The 19,359-nt window shown below is 42.7% G+C and carries 15 protein-coding genes and 1 pseudogene; 2 read left to right on the top strand and 14 right to left on the bottom strand.

All coding sequences use genetic code 11. The features are described from left to right. Positions 1 to 24: 24 nt before the first annotated feature. The 11 genes from BDE36_RS14945 to BDE36_RS14995 form a co-directional block, all read right to left on the bottom strand. Entirely contained in the window at positions 25 to 1,770 is a 1,746-nt protein-coding gene (locus tag BDE36_RS14945; RefSeq protein WP_161987634.1) for a RagB/SusD family nutrient uptake outer membrane protein, read from the bottom strand. A gap of 21 nt (positions 1,771 to 1,791) precedes the next feature. After that, entirely contained in the window at positions 1,792 to 4,962 is a 3,171-nt protein-coding gene (locus tag BDE36_RS14950) for a SusC/RagA family TonB-linked outer membrane protein (RefSeq protein ID WP_202618211.1), read from the bottom strand. A 372-nt stretch (positions 4,963 to 5,334) separates the two neighbouring features. Continuing rightward, positions 5,335 to 8,301, bottom strand: coding sequence for a Tn3 family transposase (locus BDE36_RS14955; protein WP_141815515.1), 2,967 nt, complete (start codon positions 8,299 to 8,301; stop codon positions 5,335 to 5,337). A gap of 15 nt (positions 8,302 to 8,316) precedes the next feature. Beyond that, positions 8,317 to 8,919, bottom strand: a complete 603-nt coding sequence (locus BDE36_RS14960; RefSeq protein ID WP_141815516.1) for a recombinase family protein — start codon at positions 8,917 to 8,919, stop codon at positions 8,317 to 8,319. Positions 8,920 to 9,150: 231 nt separating this feature from the next. Next, a complete protein-coding gene (locus BDE36_RS14965; protein WP_141815517.1) occupies positions 9,151 to 9,399 on the bottom strand; it encodes a hypothetical protein in 249 nt (82 codons plus the stop codon). 6 nt (positions 9,400 to 9,405) lie between these two features. Continuing rightward, a complete protein-coding gene (locus BDE36_RS14970; protein ID WP_141815518.1) occupies positions 9,406 to 9,675 on the bottom strand; it encodes a thioredoxin family protein in 270 nt (89 codons plus the stop codon). A gap of 15 nt (positions 9,676 to 9,690) precedes the next feature. Continuing rightward, entirely contained in the window at positions 9,691 to 10,095 is a 405-nt protein-coding gene (locus BDE36_RS14975; RefSeq protein ID WP_211360925.1) for a metal-sensitive transcriptional regulator, read from the bottom strand. Between the two features lie 43 nt (positions 10,096 to 10,138). Then, positions 10,139 to 11,797, bottom strand: a complete 1,659-nt coding sequence (gene merA / locus BDE36_RS14980; protein WP_141815519.1) for a mercury(II) reductase — start codon at positions 11,795 to 11,797, stop codon at positions 10,139 to 10,141. 19 nt (positions 11,798 to 11,816) lie between these two features. Next, positions 11,817 to 12,152: a heavy-metal-associated domain-containing protein gene (locus BDE36_RS14985; RefSeq protein WP_141815520.1), complete on the bottom strand. Its 336-nt coding sequence runs from the start codon at positions 12,150 to 12,152 to the stop codon at positions 11,817 to 11,819. Between the two features lie 18 nt (positions 12,153 to 12,170). Further along, entirely contained in the window at positions 12,171 to 12,788 is a 618-nt protein-coding gene (gene merTP, locus BDE36_RS14990) for a mercuric transport protein MerTP (protein ID WP_141815521.1), read from the bottom strand. Beyond that, positions 12,785 to 13,165: an ArsR/SmtB family transcription factor gene (locus BDE36_RS14995; protein WP_141815522.1), complete on the bottom strand. Its 381-nt coding sequence runs from the start codon at positions 13,163 to 13,165 to the stop codon at positions 12,785 to 12,787. Before BDE36_RS14995 ends, merTP begins: the two co-directional genes overlap by 4 nt. A 146-nt stretch (positions 13,166 to 13,311) precedes the next feature. Here BDE36_RS14995 and BDE36_RS15000 point away from each other — a divergent pair, with 146 nt between their 5' ends. Beyond that, the gene (locus BDE36_RS15000; protein ID WP_141815523.1) at positions 13,312 to 13,533 is read left to right on the top strand and encodes a glyoxalase superfamily protein; all 222 of its coding nucleotides are present in this window, start codon (positions 13,312 to 13,314) and stop codon (positions 13,531 to 13,533) included. On the opposite strand, the gene BDE36_RS15005 is transcribed toward BDE36_RS15000, so the two are convergent. Both BDE36_RS15005 and BDE36_RS15010 read right to left on the bottom strand, forming a co-directional pair. Next, on the bottom strand, positions 13,497 to 14,474 hold the full coding sequence (locus BDE36_RS15005) for a DDE-type integrase/transposase/recombinase (RefSeq protein ID WP_211360926.1): 978 nt from the start codon (positions 14,472 to 14,474) through the stop codon (positions 13,497 to 13,499). The genes BDE36_RS15000 and BDE36_RS15005 overlap by 37 nt on opposite strands. Beyond that, positions 14,471 to 14,785 (bottom strand): transposase, encoded by a 315-nt coding sequence (locus BDE36_RS15010; RefSeq protein ID WP_141815524.1) that lies wholly within the window; start codon positions 14,783 to 14,785, stop codon positions 14,471 to 14,473. Before BDE36_RS15010 ends, BDE36_RS15005 begins: the two co-directional genes overlap by 4 nt. Positions 14,786 to 14,863: 78 nt before the next feature. Here BDE36_RS15010 and BDE36_RS24355 point away from each other — a divergent pair. Beyond that, positions 14,864 to 15,040: pseudogene (locus BDE36_RS24355) on the top strand (glyoxalase superfamily protein); the annotation flags it as partial. Between the two features lie 99 nt (positions 15,041 to 15,139). Here BDE36_RS24355 and BDE36_RS15015 read toward each other — a convergent pair. Next, complete coding sequence (locus BDE36_RS15015; RefSeq protein ID WP_141815525.1) at positions 15,140 to 19,222, bottom strand: hybrid sensor histidine kinase/response regulator transcription factor; 4,083 nt, start codon at positions 19,220 to 19,222, stop codon at positions 15,140 to 15,142. Positions 19,223 to 19,359 lie beyond the last annotated feature (137 nt).

Consider the following 19,359-nt stretch of genomic DNA (forward strand, 5'->3'; position numbering starts at 1 on the left):
GATCTTATTAATGGGTTAATGATATTAGTATCCCGGATTCTGAATCAGATATCCTTTATTTATTTCAGACTGCGGAAAAGGGTTAAGATATTGCTTCGGCGACCAGAAGCCCTGGTAGATGATCCGGATACTGTAGTTGGTATTACCTGTTGTTTTAAGGGTGGTATTATTATTATAACCAAATCCCCTTACCGGGCCGCCAATTAAACCATTTCCAATATTGGGTAGTTTCCAGTGCTTCATCTCATGCAGTCGAAAGTTCTCCTTATGAAACTCAATGGCCCATTCCCGCTGGATTAGCAGGCGGAGTTTGTCCCTATCTGTTTCGGTAATAGCGGGTAGCCCGGCGCGCTCATGGATCTTATTGAGCTTAAGCAGGGCATCAGTTGCCTGGCCCATTTCGTTATAAGCCTCGGCGGCGGCGAGATAAGCAAATGCCAGCCGGAATATAGGAAACTCGAACCATCTCCTGGTACCAGCCTTATAGTAGAACTTTACACTGCGGGCAGCACCATTACTATAGCCAAGCCCGATGCTGGTATTGCTCCAGTTTGCATCACCCGGATTATTCCATGCACTCCTTTCGTAAGGCATAAAGTCAGCCTTAAAGCGTGGCTCCATTTCATCCATACGCTTCAGATAATCGGCAAAGGGCGTAATAGCGTCCAGTGCGGGCCAGGTTTGATCGGTGCCATCCTGCTTATAATAATTCTCCAGTTGTGACGGTAATAAAGTAAAACCTGCAGCTGAAGAGTGTTCGCCGTTGATCCGCGGATAATAGAAGGCCGTCATAGGCAATGTATTCCAGCCCCCGTTATCGCCTGATGTATTTACAAATTTAAAGGCAAGCAGCACTTCAGGGTTACTGGGAGTGGAGGTCGCTGTACCATAATCGTCAAGCGGATTATTAGTGTCTATAATATAAGCAGCTGCATTTGTTTCAGCCTCTCTGATAACAGCCTCAGCTGTAAGTGCCGCAGTTTTCCATCGGTCAGGATCAACGTTTCCGAGGCAGATGAGATCGTTTCTTTCCCCCAGACTTAGATAAGGACTGGCGGTGTTAAATAACGGGCGTGCAGCAAACAGCTGAATTTTAGCTTTAACGGACAAAACAGCAGCTTTGGTCATCCTGCCTTCCCAGTTTCCGGGCCATTCAGAAGGTAGCACTGGCAACGCTTCATCGCACCAGGTTACCACCGAATCTAAAACAGCCTTTGCCGAACTTCTCGGAATAGCCAGGTCGTCGGTGGTTGTAAGGCTGTGGCTTACAATTGGCACTCCTCCGTACATAATAAACATCTGGCAATAACGATAAGCAATCAGTGCTTTCATTTCTGCTTTAATTATCGCCTTGTCTGCATCGCTCATGTCTCTGACCTTATTAATATTTTCCCTGATCAGGTTTGCCTGCCGGATAAAATTGTAATTGGAATTAAAGCCTTCCATGTCTTCATTGGTACTTGTCGAATTCAGTCCGCTGATCACGATATTCCGCGCAATACCCCAGGCGTGCCCATAAAAAAGGCTGCCGGTCATATTGTCCTGGATCATGGCATTCCATGGATCGTTCCTGTAAGGCAGGCCTTGCGAAAGGCAGCCCTTATAAGCAGTTCTTACAGCAAGAAGCGCCTTTTCGGTTGTACCGAATGTTGAATCTATGGTCGTAGAGCCTGAAACAGCAGGGATCTGCAAAAAGTCCTTCTGGCAGGCTATGAAAGTCGTAATTAGTCCTATGACAGTTACTATTATTAAAATACTCTTAATCCTCATGATGCTCGTTGTTAGCATTTGTTAGAACTGGACATTAACACCAAAATTATAGGTTCTGGTAAGCGGAAAAAGATAACCCGATCTGTTCTTGCCCGTATCGGCCTGCTCCGGGTCGATGCCGTCTATCAGGTCAGATCCCCAGGTCACCAGATTATTTCCGTTAGCGTATACACGCAGAGCTTTGATGCCCGCGCTTCGCAGGAATTTCACCTGCTGGAACGAGTAACCCAGTTCCAGGTTTTTCAGCCGCTGGAAATCGTTTTTCTTTAACCAGAAATCACTTAACCTGACGTTATTCGACTGGCCGCCCGACATCGATATCGCAGGGTAGCTGATTGGCTCCCCATTGGCAACTTTCTCAGGCGTCCAGCGTCCGTCAAACATATATTGCAGTACCGCACCACGGTTCTGGGCAAAAGGTGTGCTCATGATATAATCGTACTGCGGGAAAGAACCTCTGGCCGTGCCTATGAACAGAGCTGAGATGTCAAACCCTTTATAAGAGAACCCCACGTTAAGATTATAATTTATCTGCGGCAGGTTGGAATAACCTACAGGTACAAGATCCTGTTCGTTAATGGTTCCATCACCAGTAACATCTCTGAACTTCAGGTCTCCGAGCCTTGCCTGGTTGCCAAAACTATTGAAAGGACGGTTGTTCAGCTCTTCCTGTGTATTGTAGAACCCATCGGTAAGCAAACCCTTGTATTGGCCGATAGCATAACCAGTCTCGTTCATCCATTCATAAGGAAAGGGTGCCTCGGCACGATAATCGATCTTGTTTTTTGCAAACGAAAAGTTTCCTCTTATGGAATAACCCCAGGCACCTATCTTGTCGTTCCATCCGCCTTCCGCTTCAAAACCCTTGTTACTCACCTTGCCCAGGTTCAACGGAGCTGTGTTACTTTGGTTTACACCAAATGTGCCCGGTATCACACCCGATGTTACCAGGATATTATTCCTTTTTTCCTGGAACCAGGAGCCGACGAGCGTTAATCTGTCTCCAAGGAAATTAAGGTCAACAGAAACATTGGTTTTCCTGGCCCTCTCCCATGTAACCTCCGGATTTCCCAGAGCGCCTTCAATTGCTCCTCCGACTCCTGGATTCACACTCGTCCCGTTGCTGTTACCGAAGTTATATCCCCCGGCACTGCCCCATGTGTTAGGAAGAAATAAATAACGCCTTCCCCCTATCTGATCGTTACCCACCTCGCCATAAGAACCACGTATCTTGACGAAGGATAATACATCGTTCTTTCTAAAAAACGGTTCATTGGATATTATCCATCCACCGGATATAGCTGGAAAATAGCCGAACCGCTTCCCCTTTGCAAAGTTCTCCGTCCCATTTATCCCAGAGCTGAATTCTATAAGATATCGTTCTTTAAAATCATAAGAAGTTCGGGCTACCAAACCCATAAGTCCCGAGGGGGTATTAAAGGCCTGACCATTGGCTGTATATCGCTGTGCATTGCCCAGTATAAGGGCGCTTACATTATGATCACCAAAGCGACGGGAATAATTTACCGCCGCCTCAACATACAGTTTACGCCACGTAGAATTCTGTTGATTGTCAGCTGCCGTAGTTGGATTAACGATACCTCCAACATATATAATACGTGCGGGATCGGAGGGATCTCTCATTGCACTGTAAGTCGGAATACTGTTGGTTTGAGTAAAGCCTTTAACATAACTGTCATCATAAGCCAGCCTGACATGCGATTCCAGGCCCGGCGTGAGATAACTCATAGTGTGCCTTAGAGTAAGCACACTACTTAATGTTGTAGTATTGACACGACGGCTGCCACCGGTTAGCAAGGCAGCAAGCGGCGAAGCTCCGCTACCGCTTTTATTCCCGAGCGGATTGGTAAATGATCCGGCTTCTCCTATATAACCTGTTATCAGGCGTCCGTCTACGATACCCGGACCCACAAAGGGACTATTCTCGAGGATGCTTTGTATAATGGCCTGGTATCGATCCCCGAAATTAGGTGAAGAACTTGTACCGATGATCTTGTTAACTGACGACTGGCCACCCAGGTTGAAGCTTAATTTGAAATTTTTAATGATGTCTATATCGAAATTAGATCGGAAGTTGTATCGGGTATACTCAGGATTCGTATTTGCACCGCCATATTCTGTATTGGACAAAATACCGTTCTGATTAAATATACCAAGAGAAGTAAAATACTTTACCCGGGCCGATCCTCCCGAAACGTTCAGATTATACTGGCGCTGTCTTCCAGTCCCTCCGAATTGTTCCTTATAATAGTCATTATCTGTGTAATAAAGAGCAGGGCTGTTAAGTAGTGCCTGTTTTTGTTCATTAGTAATAAGCATGGCTCCCACTTCCTCCGGTGTATAGTCGCGGTTGTTCTGAAACTTCCAAAGCTCGGCGTCTGAGAAGTACAATGCATCGAAAGAACGATTACCGGATGACTGCGCATTTCGAATAGCTTCATTCCGGAGTACAGCAAAATCATAAGAATTTACCGTTTCAAAAATGGAGTTGGCTTTGGTAAAACCTTCATTAACAGAAAAACTGAACTGGGGGCGGCTTGCCATGCCTCTTTTCGTAGTTATGATGACCACGCCGTTGGCCCCCCTTATCCCGTACACTGCAGTAGCGGACGCATCTTTCAGGATGCTTATACTCTCAACTTCATTCGCGTCCATTGCGTTCAGCACAATGTAGGGTTGTTCGGCAGGTTGCTGAATTCCGTCTATTACGATTAGCGGATCGGCACCATTCAATGTCGCTATGCCCCGTATACGAATAGTGGTTGCATTCTGTCCGGGCTCTCCTCCATTCTGCACACCGCTGATACCCGACGTTCGGCCTATCAGCATATTGGAGATGTTTGCTACTGGTGTTTGGGTAAGTTCTTTACTGGTGATCACACCCACTGCCCCGGTAACGGTAGGCTTTCTTTGCTGGCCATAGCCAACCACCACCACGTCTGCTAAACCGAACGGCAGAGGCTCAAGTTTTACCGTAATATTAGTCCGTGTCCCCATTGAAACCTCCTTAGTGGCAAATCCCATAAAACGTACCACAAGGACGGCATTCTGTGGTCCGCGGATAGAAAACCGGCCCGTTTCATTGGTTTGGGTTATGATACTGGTATTCTTTACCTGGACAGTAGCGCTAACTAGAGCACTGTCATCTGAAGACAAAACCCGACCGGTCATTAGTACTGTTTGAGCCAACGCGGATATAGAAACCAAGCAGCAGAGAAACAATAATAAGAGGCGAATCCTTACTGCGGGAATCAACCGCCCTACATAGGTACAGACAATTTCTAACGAGCATTTCATCTTAACTAGTTTTAGGTTTTCGAACGCATAATAACGACTCTAAGCAAAACAGTCCGGCCAAACCCGGCGGGACGATAACATGTAGTAAAACTTTCATCATATGGTTATTAATGTTTATAATTTGAAATTAGAAATCAAATTTAGGCACGCGGTTGCATCCGCCCGGGGGGGGTAAATCACACAAAAAGGGGGAAGATCTGATAATCTATAACCGGGGTTCCAATAGTATTTGGACGAAATGTATCGCTAAGCATTTACCCTTAATTGCCTCAAGTTCCCATTCAAGCCATTTTCATCAAAATCGAAGAAATATTTTCCGAGCCTGTTGATATGCGAAAACCTTGCGGGGGACAAATGAACGATATCATTTTGGTTTACATTAAATCCTTCTTTCTGCAATTCATTCAAGACCTCCTGCATGTAAATTGTATTCCAAAGTATAACACTATTGGTGGCTACATTTAGGCATAACGCCTGCTCTTGCTGTTGTTCTTCTTGTTTCTTCCTGATTTTGCCGTCCCCTCCAAACCAGAGGAAGTTTCGTAGGGAATGCAGAGCTTCACCTTTATTCAGTTGCGTATTGATCTTTCGCCTCAAAGTCTGGCTTAACAGGTATTTCAGTATGAAAATGGTTTTAATAAGCCTGCCGTATTCTTGCAAGACATATGTTAAATTATTTTGCCTTGGGTACGACTGGAGCTTGCCTATAAACAACGAAGAGGTAACATATCCCGATTTCATGGAACCCGCCAACCTTAACAAATCGTCCCATCTGCCTGCGATATAATCCGGATTCACCACACCGGTAAATTTCAAGGAGGGATATTCGAAATCCTTGCCTTTGATCTTAGAAAGTTTTTGATCTTTAATATCCCTTAGCCTCGGTGAAAACTGCATTCCCAATAAATCGAACAACCCAAATACCAGGTCTGTATAACCGGATGTATCTGTAGTATGTTCCAAAATATTAAGTTCAGTTTCATTATTTAGGATTTCATCCAATACGTACATGGCATCTCTTTCAGTCGAGGCGATAACTTTACTTCCGAACTGGGAATATTGGTCTGCGGTGTGCGTATAAAACGTGACCCCCTTGCCATACCCAAAATATTTCAGTTGGGCTTTTGCATTTCTTATTTTACCGCTTACGGGGAAACGCTGTCCATCGGAAGAAGAAATGGTACCGCCTCCCCAAAGATTAGAAAGCCATTGTTTGTGGTGATAGTTTACTAAATGATTATTGGCAAGTTTTAGCGTGTCTTCTCTTTGATAACTTCGGATCGACCACAACAGATCATAGTATTCGATGTTGGCACTCCGGGCCATATCCACCCAAGGTATGTTACAGGCATTGCTTAAAAGCGAGGCATAAACACGGTGTATCTGACCAATCTCCGGACACTTTCCATCATGTATCGAAGTAAGGTGATTAGTAAAATTTGTCCATGAATTGACTTCCATTAAAATCTCTGGAAGGTCTACCAGTGGCAAACGGGAAGAAATAGCGTTTTCAAGCTCATATACGGAATCCGGAAGTTCCTGTGCCTGCAACCGGGGGACTACAAGTATGCCGTCTTCAAGCCGGACTTCATCGGTTCCGACCAACAGGTCATTTACCAAAGGCAGCAAATCTTCGAGTTCTTTGATTTTACCGTTAATATGAGTCAAGGCATCCGGGGAAATATACAGCTGGCCGCAGAGCTCCTCTTTTTTGATTTTCCACTGTTCTTTGGGGATCAGGTACCCATCAAGATCAGCATACCTGCGGGAATTGGAAACAAAAACGTCACCGGAGTTGAGTTTGTCTTTTAGCTTAAAAAGCACGCACCATTCGTATGATTGTTTGATTACTTCCCCCTTATCGTCAAAAACATACTTTGCCCAGGTGGGGGTTATGAAATCTAAGGGGGCGTCATCTGGTATTTTCTTACGGGAACCGTTTTGAAGGCCAAGTACAATCTCGATTGCGTACAAGAAATTATCGTCCCGGATTCCAGAAAAAAAGGCCAGCGTTTTAAGGAAGTTTCCGCTGAACTGTCTAAGCCGGTTAAAGTGGTTGTCTAGGAAGGAGAGGAAATTGCTCCTGGCAGGTTTTAAGATTTCCTGGGTAACGGAGATCGCTTCGTCAAGCTCGACTTTTGAGATATTGCTAAATACCTTTGTCCTGATTTGTTCCGGAGGGATTTTTTCGTCGGCAACCATGGTTGCCACAAAGCTTAGGGTAGCCATCGCATTATCTTTGGCGTTTACGGTCTCTTGTTGATAGATTTCAAGTGACCTTCTGCATTTATGGAGCACGTCGTCGAGATAGGCTTCAAACATATCTAAAACCGAATCTGTAACGTCGATGAGGTTCTGGGCAAGAAATGCAATTAGAATTGGATACCTCTTTTCAGGGTTCATCCGCTGGATTTCCTGATTGGTAGACCTGCGGGCTTTTTGGGAAAGGAACTTTTTACGGTTAGGGTTTAGTACGGTTAGATCCCAATCTGCTACACCTATATTAATAAGGTACTGATATTTCGTCAATACATTGTTCAACGTAGAAGGGGTATTGGAATTGGGAGGCTCTTTTAGCCAGCCAAAACAGGTGAAAGAACTTCCTTCTTCGATCATGAGCAAAGCATCTAACCGTATTTTTAGTTCAGGATTTAAAATTACGGATAGCCTCGTGTAAGTTTCTGTATATGCCTGGCCACGCACGGAGACCACCATTCTTTCAAGGGTTCCAATTGCGGGCCTCAATATCCGGTTTTGGATAAGTTTTTCACAAGCTAGATCCAAAAGCAGGGTCGGTTTATCATGTTCCAGCGAACGTTCCAGAAGCCAGGCCTCAAGCTGAACGGCATCCATGGGCGCAAATCTTGAAAAATGGAGGTGTTTTAGTATAGACTGCAAGTGATCCGCACGGGTATTCCTTCTAGTGCTATAGTTTTTCAGGTCGGACGGAAGAGCCTGTAGTTGTTCAGACAAACGTTCAAGAACAAGTTTGGGCATACTCGTTTCCCACTCATCGGTAAGGAAACCCATAAACCTGATCAGGCAAAGCTGACATGCAAAGCCCAGCCTTTGTTCATTTCCTCGCTGTTCCTTAATTAATGCAATATCGCTATCTGATAAATAAAAGTACCGGTTCAGATCTTCCGGAGAAATGGAAGAAGGCACGTACTCATAGCGTTCTCTTTCTGTATGTGTAAGGAACTGGCCGGCCATAGGATCAGTTATTAACTATTCTTGTTTTGCCTTGGGCTTTCTGACGGCCCGGTCTACGTTTAAATAATCAAGATAATGATAGACGGTCGCCCTGCTGATGCTTACTGCCTCACAAATTTCATTGATAGATTTTTTTTCATCGAGATACAGGTGCTTTACTGCAGCAGCTTTTACCTTTGCCTCTTTGGTCAGGCCTTTCTTTCTGCCTCCGACCCTCCCACGGCTCCGTGCTGCCGCCAACCCGGCGAGCGTCCGTTCTTTGATTATTTCCCGTTCAAATTCAGAAAGCGAAGCGAACATATTAAAAATCAAACGGCCTTGGGCTGTAGTGGTATTAATCTGGTCTTGAAGGCTAAGAAATCCAATGCCTGCTGTTTTGAAATCCGATACCAACGTAAGCAAGTGTTTTAGGGATCTGGCCAGACGGTCAAGTTTCCATACGACAATGGTGTCCCCCTTTCTTAAGTTAGAAACCATTTCTGATAATTTGGGTCGTTCCTCCAGTGAAGCGCTTAACTGCTCCTGATAAATTTTTTCGCATCCCGCTTTTTTGAGAGCATCAATCTGGAGGTCTAGATTCTGGTCTTGGGTCGAAACCCGGGCATAGCCAATCATCATAAGTTTAATAAAACGTCTTATTAGTATATTAATTAAATATACTAATATTTTATACTTATCAAGAAAAGCCGATTCTTTTAAATTTTGCCTTTCAGTGGCGTTTATCGAAAATTTCTGATTTCCGTTTATAGGTATACTTTAACGACCGTTTTACTCTCATCAACTGATGATGAAAAAAGCCCGAAAAAAGTTTTTTTTCGGGCTATATCTTGAATGAATTTTGTTTCCTGATTAAAGCTTTGAAGAAGCTTTTTTCAGCGAAGCTGTCTCTTGGGATTTTTGACAGCAAGAAGGAAGAGTTACTTTCTTCTGATCTGCAAGCTTACACTTCGAAGTACCCTTATCCGGGCAGTTCTTTACCAGTTTACACTTAGCTGTTCCTTTGTCCGGGCATTTATCCTGTAAGGGATTAAAAGCATACATCGACCCTCCTGTAAAAAACATTACAGCAGTTACTAATCCTAAAACTTTCCTTTTCATATATATTTATATTAATTGTCCTACTCCTGCCTGGCTTAATTGCTCCCTGGTAATACCGCCTTCAGCGATATCTACCTTCTGTCCATTTACAATAACGGTTGGAAGCACGGTTACCTTATATTGCTTTAACTTATCTGTATAAAATTCCGGGTCTGTCTGCTTAGATAAATCATAAACTTCTACCTCGCAATTACTACAAGCCATCGACTGAACTAATTCTACTACCGGCTTGCAAACCGGGCAACCTGCTGTAAATACTTCTATCTTTCTTTTCATAATACCTTAAAATATCTAGATCAAAGGTCGGGTGGTACCGGGGGAGGTCTCCAAATCTTTTTTGAAGATATTCATCAGATCGTAAGCAGATTGAATTTCCTTCATTTTTTGGGTTAATTCCTCTTCAGCTAGTGTTGGAAACTGTAGTCTCAAAGATTCTATCGTTTGCTCCTGACCGCAGTTACCCGGGCAGGCCTGTATCACTTCAGAAATTTTAGCGGCCAATGATTTTCGAAAAGCTTCATCAACAAGAAGAGTTTGGGCTGTTTCAAGGGCTTTTGTAACTGCTTTAAATTGATTTAAGATTTGCTGGGGGTCTTTATCCTCGTCTAGCATTTTGACAATGCCTTCCACCTGCCCTTTAATGGTGTTCAGTCTATTTTTAACATCTCGTGTTAAGTCTTTAGGTAGCATATCCATAAGGCAAGTTTAGTGGCTGTTGGGGGTGGTCTGCAAATAATACTTAGCTGGCACAGCAACTAAGGGTTGCAATATCTTTCCCAAAGGCGATAGCTGCAAGTTTGATTCCCTCGCTAAGGGTTAAATAAGGGTGAAAGGTTTTTGCCAGTTCATTCACAGTTATTCCGTATTTGACGGCTAAGGTGAGCTCCATGATCAGCTCTCCACCTTCGGGAGCTACGACCCTGGCCCCGATCAGTTTGTCTGTTTGGGTATCTCTTATAAGTTTTATAAAACCACGGGTATCTTTTGCAGCCTGACTTCTTGGAACCTCCGTTAAGGGCATCTTGCTTACTTCGAAAGGCAAACCAAGTGCCGCTGCTTCCACTTCATCAAGGCCAACACCTGCTACTTGTGGGTCGGTAAATACTACCCAGGGTAAGGAAGAATAATCAGCTTTACTTCCTGCTCCTTTAAAAGCATTCTCTACAGCCATCTTGCCCTCGGTTGCGGCAGTATAGACATACGCAGGCGTATTAATTACGTCACCTACTGCATAAATGCCGGAAACGTTGGTTTCCATCATCGCATTAACTACGATATGTCCATTCTTAGTAGTTTCTAAACCAATTTTATCTAAACCTAACTTGCTTGTATTCGGGCGGGTACCGGTTGCTATTACAAGGTGACCAGGTTCAACCAGGGTAATCTCTTTTCCATCCGGATCTTTGCAATGAATCAATATTGAAGAATCCTTTTTTTCAAATTTTTGTGCCCGAACATTTGGTAAAACAGCAATGCCCTCCCCCTGCATTTGCTTTTGAAGTTCCTGGCTGATATCGGGAGCTTGCGACCGAAGTACTCTGTCTGTAAACTCAATAATTCGAACCTTTACACCCAAGCGGGAATAAGCCATTGCAATTTCAAGACCTATATATCCTGCGCCCATTATGGTTATACTTTCAGGCTTTTCCTCCAGCTCAAACAAGGATACATTCGTCAAATAACCTACTTCCTGCAATCCTTCAATATTGGGTATATTGGTAGTGGCGCCGGTAGCAATGATAAATTTCAGTGCTGAATATTTCGTCTCTCCATTTACAACAATGGTTTTGGTGTCCAGGAATTCTGCCCATCCTTCAACCATCCGGAAATTATCAAAGTCTTTGACGATATCCATATATTTTTTCTGCTGCAGCCGGGATACCATTTCCGTTTTCTCCCGGATGACTTTAGCGAAATCAATGCTTGCTCCGTAGGGATTTATTCCATCAAAGTTGGAATGAGAAGCATGATAAGCCGTTTCTCCTGCCCGGATAAGGATTTTAGACGGTACGCAACCCACATTTACACAGGTTCCACCAAATGGCAATCCTGCGTTTACCATTAAAATTGATAAACCAAGCTCATGGGCTGTAATTGCAGCCGAAAAAGCAGATGAACCACCTCCTATAAGGATCAGGTCATAAAAGGTAGGTTCTGCAGGAGCATTAAGAACCGAGCTTGTACCACGGGCCTGATACTTTTTCGTACTGTTAATCGTACTGATAATGTCTTCATCGGTTGTCATTTGCCCATTAAAGGTAATTTCTCCTTTTCCGGACTCGTGGTTTACCGAGGCAACCGTTATTCCTTCCTTATTCTTCAAAAGGCTCTCGATACTTACAGCACAATGCTTGCAGGTCATACCTGTGATATCGACTTCTATCTTTCTATTTTCCATAACCGGAGTTCCAGATGATTTATTTAACTGTCACAGCTTTATAACCTGCCTTTTTTATCGACTTTATAATTTGCTCCGGGCTCGTTTTTTCCGGATCATACTTTACTACAGCTATATCTCCCGGGTACTCCACCGTTTGTTCGAGTACACCCGATTGACTTTTTAAAGCTTTGGATACGTGACTTGCGCAGCCTGCGCAAGTTATACCTGTTAGCTTTAACCGTAATACTTCTGTTTTACGAACATTGGCATGGGTCTCTGATGCCTTTGCTTCACATGAACCACAACCGCACATTTGAGAGGTGGCAAAGAATAGTCCGGAAACAACCGTTATTAAAATTGCTTTACTTATCATCACTTTTCGTTTTTAGAATTATTTAATTTCAGCTTGTACCTTATACCCTGTTGAATTAATTGCCTGTACCAGCTGCTCTTTGTTGGTCTTAGCAGGGTCAAATTGGACAGCGGCAGTACCTTCTTTAAAATCAGCGTTTACCTGATTTATCCCGGGCAGCTGATTAACACTATGCTCGATATGCTCTCCACAACTTTGGCAGGTCATACCCCTTACTTTGAAACTTACTTGCTGAAAATTCTTATGGGCTATATTAATCGAAGTGTTCACCTTGCTAATCTCCTTTGAAGAATAAAAAACATGCCCATAATTGGGAAAAGCAAGCATGGCCACCGCAAAGAGCGTAACAATACCAAGAAACTTTTTAGACTGTAAAAAGGAAGGTTTTTTTTCATCCTCACAGGCACAATCTACGGCGTTCACTGGTTTAGGCTTCAATTTCCGGTACCAAGCAAAAGCAAGCACGGCCAGGGTAAGGGCAATTAATACCGGTCTGAAGGGCTCCATCCACGAGAAGGTAGAAGCTACACCGGAAACTCCCGTAACAAGGGCTAAAATTGGGGTAATACAACAAAGCGATGCTGCTACAGCTGTTAACAATCCAGCTCCCACTAATCCTGATTTCTCTGTTTTCATATCTGTTCTGCTTTTTTGCTTGACTCTGTTATATGTGAAAATAGGGGCTTTAATAATTTCAGATGCTTAGGCTCAATAGAGTAGAATATCGTTTGAGCTACCTTACGGGCTTTAATAATTCTACCATCTTTCATTTTTCGTAGATGTTGTGAAATGGCCGGAATGCTCATGCTAAGAATATCAGCCAGGTCGCAAGGACATAGCTCGCCTTCTTCCTCCAAAAGGAAAAGAATTTTAAGCCTGGCTTCATTTCCCGCAAGTGCCAGAATGTTGCTTAATCCTGTAAATACGATTTGGTTAGTACTTAAAAGTTCTTTACACTCTTTTATCTGATTGGCGTCTGCCAGGACTCGTATACATGTATTTTGATTTTCCATTAAGACAAAGGTATAAATATTATTTCATTATTTAAGCAAATACTTTAATAAGATTTCATTTTATTTCCATTCAACCCGATATAGTGGGCTTCATTAATTAATTTTAACTAATCATTATACTAGGGCAATCATTTTAAAAATCAATCATGGCTACAATAACACCTATATTCCGAATGTTCGACTATGACAAGGCAGTTGAATTTTATATAGACTGGCTGGGTTTTAAAATTGACTGGGAAGACAAACCGGACAATACGCCAATTTATATGCAAATCTCACTCAATGGTATTATTCTTCATTTGACAGAACATCATGGCGATGTACCGACCCCTTATAAGTTGGACAATAATAATGAATTAGTTGTGTAATATTTGTTTATATCTGGGGATAATTCGGAGGCCATTTTATTGATATCTTGTAGTTCCGTTCTTTCTGCCCTTTTCTTTTCGGTTATATGAATATTCTGTTCCCACTTCTGTAACGGGGTCATACCAATGTTTCGGTGATTTCTTCTGTTATCGTACCAGGAGCGGTGCGCTGCAAGTGTGTGCTTTGCGTGATAAAAGCTGTCGAACTCAAACCGGTCTACCACTTCCCGCTGAACAATGCTGTGGAAAGCCTCGATATAAGAGTTTTCTTCTGGTGTAGCAATGTGAGTAAACTCCTGATTAGCTTCGGCAGCTCTTAAGTATTGCTTCACGCTGTTAGCGATAAACTGGGATCCATTATCATTTCTGATAGTAACTCCTTTGATACCGTATTGCTGCCTGATTCTTCTGAAAGCGTTAATTACATCCAACTGCCGGATGCTTTTCTGAAAGATCTGATCAACCGTTTTTCGGGAAAATACATCCAGAATGGTTAACAGGTAATAATTTCGTTTATCGGCATGCACATAGATGTATTTAATATCCAAGCAAAGATATTCCATTGGATAAGAGGCCTGAATCTTACGGTGCTGAACGAACTTGCGTTTTCCGCTTGTCCGGATCACTTTGCCTAATAAGAGGTTCTGTTCATCCATTAACCGGTAGACCTTTTTCTCATTGATATAATATTCCTGTTTACGCAACTCCTGGGTGACATTTTCATAACCGTAACAACAGAATTCCTGCGATAAAATGTCTTTTATTTCTTCAACTACTACCTGGTTTTCCACCCTGGAGCCATCTAGTTTAAAAGTATGGGTACTGGGCTTTGCACCCCGCTTACCGTTTCTGTTTTTATAATAATACACACTGCCAGGCATACCCATCCAGGATAAAAGCGTGCTGGAAGGAACCATATGATTGAACTGAGAGACGATCATCTTCTTGTCTTGGTTTGAATGGGAGTTTTTTTTAAAAGCTCAGATTTTACTTCTATCTCCAGGGCCTGTCTGGCAATGATCCGTTTTAACCGCTCATTCTCCTCTTCCAGAGCTCTTACCTCCGGATCCACCCGGTGATAGGCTGGCTTCAAACCTTCCATGCCTTTACTCTGATACTTCTTCTTCCATCTGGCATACAGTGAGGGTGCTAAATTATACTTACGGCAAGTGGATGTGATTCCCTCTCGTTCGCCTTCTTGAATGATAGAAAGCCTGTCTTCAGGGGTGAACGCCCTTCTTTCTCTTTTCATGATTCCCTAATTTAATCGTTCTAAATTGTTTTTAAAATTTAGTCCAGTCTTTTAGGGGGCTAGTACAGCGACTGTTCACCGGGCGCAAGAGCTTATATTGATAAGTTTGAGAATCTCAAAGATTTCCATAAACAACTTTTGAGTAAACCATATAAATTCAATAGACCAGGACTCGAAAAAACACTTTGGAAACCAAAAAACTTATGTATGGATGTAATTGACCCATTTGGAAATAGATTATCATTTAATAGTTGACTTACTACTGGAAATCTCTTAGCGATACATTTCGTCCAAATACTATTGGAACCCCTAACCTAACTAACTAAAACTAATGCCTGGTAAGCTCAGATCATATTATTCTTTAATCAATCTGTCGTTCAATTTTAGTTTCTTGCTGTAGGCCTTTCTGTATTTTTTCATATATTCAGACGGCTTCATTTCAAATAGCTTAGAAAATTGCTCACGGAAATACTTAATATCATTAAAGCCTGTCCTGAAAGCCGCCTCATTGACATTGCAGTTGCTGTTGATTAATAATTCAGCAGCCTTTCGGAGACGGATAAACCGCATAAACTCATTGACAGACCTGCCGGAAATCGATTTAACTTTCTTATAGAGGTTAGAATGGCTCATTCCAATTTCTGACGCAAAGACTTTAATATTGAAATCGGGATCCTCCAGATGATCTTCAATAATTTTAATACAACGGTTTAGAAATGTGCTATACTCCGATGATATCTGAAAGTCATTTGACCGTAACGTCACTTCATTAAAGAAATATTTCTGCAGATTACTTCTGCTTTTTAAAATTCCAGCCACACGGGCGACCAAAAGCTCCTTTTCAAATGGCTTTGTGATGTAGTCATCTGCTCCCCCTTCAATTCCCTTTAGTTTTATTTCCGATGAGGAACTTGCGGTAAGTAATATAAAGGGAATATGATTGAGAGAAGGATCTTCTTTTATAGTTGTACAGAGTTCTATACCGGTCATCCCGGTCATTACAACATCGGATATTACAATATCGGGCTGAAATTTCTTTATAAGAGCGAGACCTTCATCACCGTTCCCGGCTTCAAAGACCTGAAATTCTTTTTCGAATATTTGTAATATATAGTGTCTTATCTGCGGATTGTCGTCTACTACCACCATTACAGGTTGAGTTGAGACCAGCTCTTCTGAGGCCTCCGGTCGCTCTCCGGGGATTATTTCTGAAGGTTCTTCACGGGAATCATCGTGTATCAGTTCCTCCAAAAAGGCCGAGCTTTCGCCAACATCTTCAAAGACATAGCAGGAATTGAAATGAGTTCTCCCCTTCCGAAGAGCAAGTTCAAACCGTGTACCTTCACCAAATCTGCTTGTATACGAAATGCAGCCGCAATGTGCATTCACGAATTTTTTCACCAAATATAAACCGATACCAAAGCCACTCTTCCGGCTATTTTCTTTGACCCGAAAAAAGGGGGTAAAGAGCCTTTCGCTGGCATTCCCGGGAATTCCGCATCCTGTATCCTTTACAATAATTCTGAGATCTGGTTCATCATCTTTTATTTCTACAGATACACTACCTCCATCCGGAGTAAATTTAAGAGCATTTGCAATCAAATTGAATAACACAACCTCCATCTTTTCGCGGTCGACGTACATGTCGATCTCCCCCTGTTCTGATAAAAACTCGTACTTAATTTTCCTTGAATTTGCCTGCTGACTAAAGCACAGGAACACTTCTTTACAGAGATCAACTAAGTTCAGCCTTACAATCTTCAGCCTGTCCTCTTCACTCTCGGCTTTGCGGAAAAGAAGAAGCTGATCTACCAGACTTAAAAGCCGTCTTGAATTGCGATACACCACCGTCAGCTCTCCACTATCAATCATCCTTCCCTGGCTATAAAGCATTTCCTTTACCGGGTTAATAATGAGTGTAAGCGGAGTACGGAATTCATGCGCAACATGAGTAAAGAACGATAGTTTCTTTTCGTTCAGTTCCTTTTCCTGCTCAACCTGTAGATTGGCAAGCTTTATCTCATATAACAGGTGAGCTTGTTCCTTTTGATATCGCAAATAAGCATAAATACACAACACAAAGGCCGCTGCGTAAAACAAGTAGGCCCACCATGAACGCCACCAGGGCGGTAAAACAGTTATTTCCAATACGCGTTCGGTTCCAACCCATAAGCCTTCTGCGTTTGTAGACTTAATCCTCAAACGATAATGCCCTTCCTGAAGTCTGGAATAGTTAGCCGTCCGGTTATTACCGCTATAATTCCAGTCTTTATCCCATCCCTCCAGATAGTAAGCGTATCTGATCTTATCAGCGGCGGTATATTCTAAGGTTGCAAAGTCAACCGATAGCACAGCTTTGTCATAGGGCAGTTTAAGCTTTTCTATTGAGTAAATACCCTCTGCCGGTTTAAGATAAGGATCTTTTTCAATCGGGATATTATTTACTTTGACGCCTGTAATAAGCAGAGGAGATACACTTTTATTGGCAGTGATCTTTCCCGGATAAAAGATATTAAACCCTTTTATTCCACCAAAGGCAAATTCGCCGCTGCTTAGTCGGATAGCAGCATTATAATTAAACTCGTTGCTCTGGAGCCCGTCCGATGCATAAAAGTTCTTAAACTTTTTGTTGCGGAGGTTAAACTTCGAGAGACCGCTAAACGTGCTCAGCCAGAGGTTCCCGCTGTTATCCTCCAGAAGATTTAATACGGCGTTCCCCGGCAAGCCTTCTGCTTCTGTAAAACGGATATACGAACCGGTACGCCTGTTAAAGTTCAGAAGCCCCCCTCCTTCTGTACCGATCCAGAAGTTTTTATTCGAGTCTTCCAGGATGGTTCTGACAGCGAACTTAATTGGAAAAACTTTATGCTTTTTATCCTTAAAGTTAATTTTTATTAAACTTTCAAATGTCCCGGCCCAAAGAGATCCTTCCCTGTCTTCAAAAAGGGTAAGTACATTTTTAAGATTCGCATCATAAAGCTCAAAACGGTCGCTATCTCTGTTATAACGATATAAACTTCCATTGGTACAGGTACCGGCCCATAAATTTCCTTTGCTGTCTTCGTAGAGCGTCCACACATTCCGGTCTTCGTACCCGTAAGCAGAATTATAACACTGGTAATGTATAAACGAATTATCTTTATTATTGAATCTGTTGATTCCGCCTCCATAAGTAGCAACCCATATAACACCACGGCTGTCTTTGACGATGCGGGTAACATAGTTACTGCTTAATGTCCTGTTATTGCCGGCTTCATGAATATAGCTTTTAAAAACATTTTTCCTTCTGTTCCAGTAGCTTAACCCATCTCCGTCTGTACCCACCCAAAGATTACCTGTTCCATCCTGGCAAAACGACAGAATAAAATTACTATTAATGCCCCTGGTGTTAAGCGGATCATATGATACCGTCATGAATCGGTTCTTCTTCTGATCCATCAGATTAATTCCTCCCCGCAAAGTCCCGATCCACATCCTGAGGTCTTTATCCTGAAATACAGCGTATACGGCAGCACTGGTAAGTGTACCCTTATGCCTTCCTGGCCTGAGACGGTTAAATTTACCAGATTTGACATTTAGAATATCTATTCCCTCTCCATCCGTAGCTATCCATAAGTTACCTTTCGAACCGAGGAAAAGGTTGGTTACGGTTACTCCCGGCGAAAAACCCGCAGCAGAGGTATGTTCTGTCAGAGTTTTCTTCCTGATATTAAATCGGTAAAGCCCGTTTTCGCTGCCTATCCAGATATTTCCGATCAGGTCAGGCTGAATACATTTCCCGGTCCTGATCTGATTATCCACCAGTTTTACGGCACTAAGCTTCTCATCAAAAACCGCTATGCCTTCGCCCTGAATGAACAACCATACCCTCCCGGAGGCATCCCTCTTTATTCCCTGAACATTATAATCAGTGATAAGCCCCTGCATGGTTTTTAAAGGAACCTGAACCGCTATATCTCCTTTTTTTGACAATAATAGTCCTTTGCCCGCCGTACCGATAAAAATATCTCCGCCACTACTGGTTTCAAAACTACTTACAGGGTTTGAGATCTTTAAAGCATGAGATGCGTTTCGCGGACGGTAATATAGAGGAGAGAATGATGCAGTGATATTACTGAACATTACTGCCCCCTGCCCCGTCCCCACCAAAATATTTCCCTTCTTGTCTTCGTTAACGGCAGTAATCCAGTTATATATAAGAGACGTAGAATCGTCCAGACGGTTACGGAAAACTTTGAAACTATACCCGTCATACCGGTTTAATCCGTCAAAGGTACCAAACCACATAAACCCTCTGCTGTCCTGGAAAATACAGGTTACAGCATTGTTCGAGAGGCCGTGCTCAATACCAAGATATTGCAGCTCCGGTGCAACCGTCGATTTAACACTTATAGACAAAAACAAGAAAAAAAAGAGAAAGTAAATTTTCTTCATCATTAGCACAATATCAGGTCATAATATGGAGCAACGAATATACGATTTTCGCTGCAATATTGGAAGTACCGCTGTTTTAAACTTAAAGAAGATGCGATGACACTTAGAATTTCCAGCGCTATCAGGACTAAATTCCCAGT

It is taken from the genome of Arcticibacter tournemirensis, assembly GCF_006716645.1.
Classification (GTDB): Bacteria; Bacteroidota; Bacteroidia; order Sphingobacteriales; family Sphingobacteriaceae; genus Arcticibacter; species Arcticibacter tournemirensis.

Bases quoted from the DNA above. Each gene is read 5' to 3' on its own strand.
- BDE36_RS15005 (WP_211360926.1), bottom strand. From the start codon at position 14,474: ATGATCGTCTCTCAGTTCAATCATATGGTTCCTTCCAGCACGCTTTTA.
- BDE36_RS14945 (WP_161987634.1), bottom strand. From the start codon at position 1,770: ATGAGGATTAAGAGTATTTTAATAATAGTAACTGTCATAGGACTAATT.
- BDE36_RS15000 (WP_141815523.1), top strand. From the start codon at position 13,312: ATGGCTACAATAACACCTATATTCCGAATGTTCGACTATGACAAGGCA.
- merA (WP_141815519.1), bottom strand. From the start codon at position 11,797: ATGGAAAATAGAAAGATAGAAGTCGATATCACAGGTATGACCTGCAAG.
- merTP (WP_141815521.1), bottom strand. From the start codon at position 12,788: ATGAAAACAGAGAAATCAGGATTAGTGGGAGCTGGATTGTTAACAGCT.
- BDE36_RS14985 (WP_141815520.1), bottom strand. From the start codon at position 12,152: ATGATAAGTAAAGCAATTTTAATAACGGTTGTTTCCGGACTATTCTTT.
- BDE36_RS15010 (WP_141815524.1), bottom strand. From the start codon at position 14,785: ATGAAAAGAGAAAGAAGGGCGTTCACCCCTGAAGACAGGCTTTCTATC.
- BDE36_RS15015 (WP_141815525.1), bottom strand. From the start codon at position 19,222: ATGATGAAGAAAATTTACTTTCTCTTTTTTTTCTTGTTTTTGTCTATA.
- BDE36_RS14975 (WP_211360925.1), bottom strand. From the start codon at position 10,095: ATGGATATGCTACCTAAAGACTTAACACGAGATGTTAAAAATAGACTG.
- BDE36_RS14960 (WP_141815516.1), bottom strand. From the start codon at position 8,919: ATGATGATTGGCTATGCCCGGGTTTCGACCCAAGACCAGAATCTAGAC.
- BDE36_RS14950 (WP_202618211.1), bottom strand. From the start codon at position 4,962: ATGACCGGTCGGGTTTTGTCTTCAGATGACAGTGCTCTAGTTAGCGCT.
- BDE36_RS14970 (WP_141815518.1), bottom strand. From the start codon at position 9,675: ATGAAAAGAAAGATAGAAGTATTTACAGCAGGTTGCCCGGTTTGCAAG.
- BDE36_RS14955 (WP_141815515.1), bottom strand. From the start codon at position 8,301: ATGGCCGGCCAGTTCCTTACACATACAGAAAGAGAACGCTATGAGTAC.
- BDE36_RS14965 (WP_141815517.1), bottom strand. From the start codon at position 9,399: ATGAAAAGGAAAGTTTTAGGATTAGTAACTGCTGTAATGTTTTTTACA.
- BDE36_RS14995 (WP_141815522.1), bottom strand. From the start codon at position 13,165: ATGGAAAATCAAAATACATGTATACGAGTCCTGGCAGACGCCAATCAG.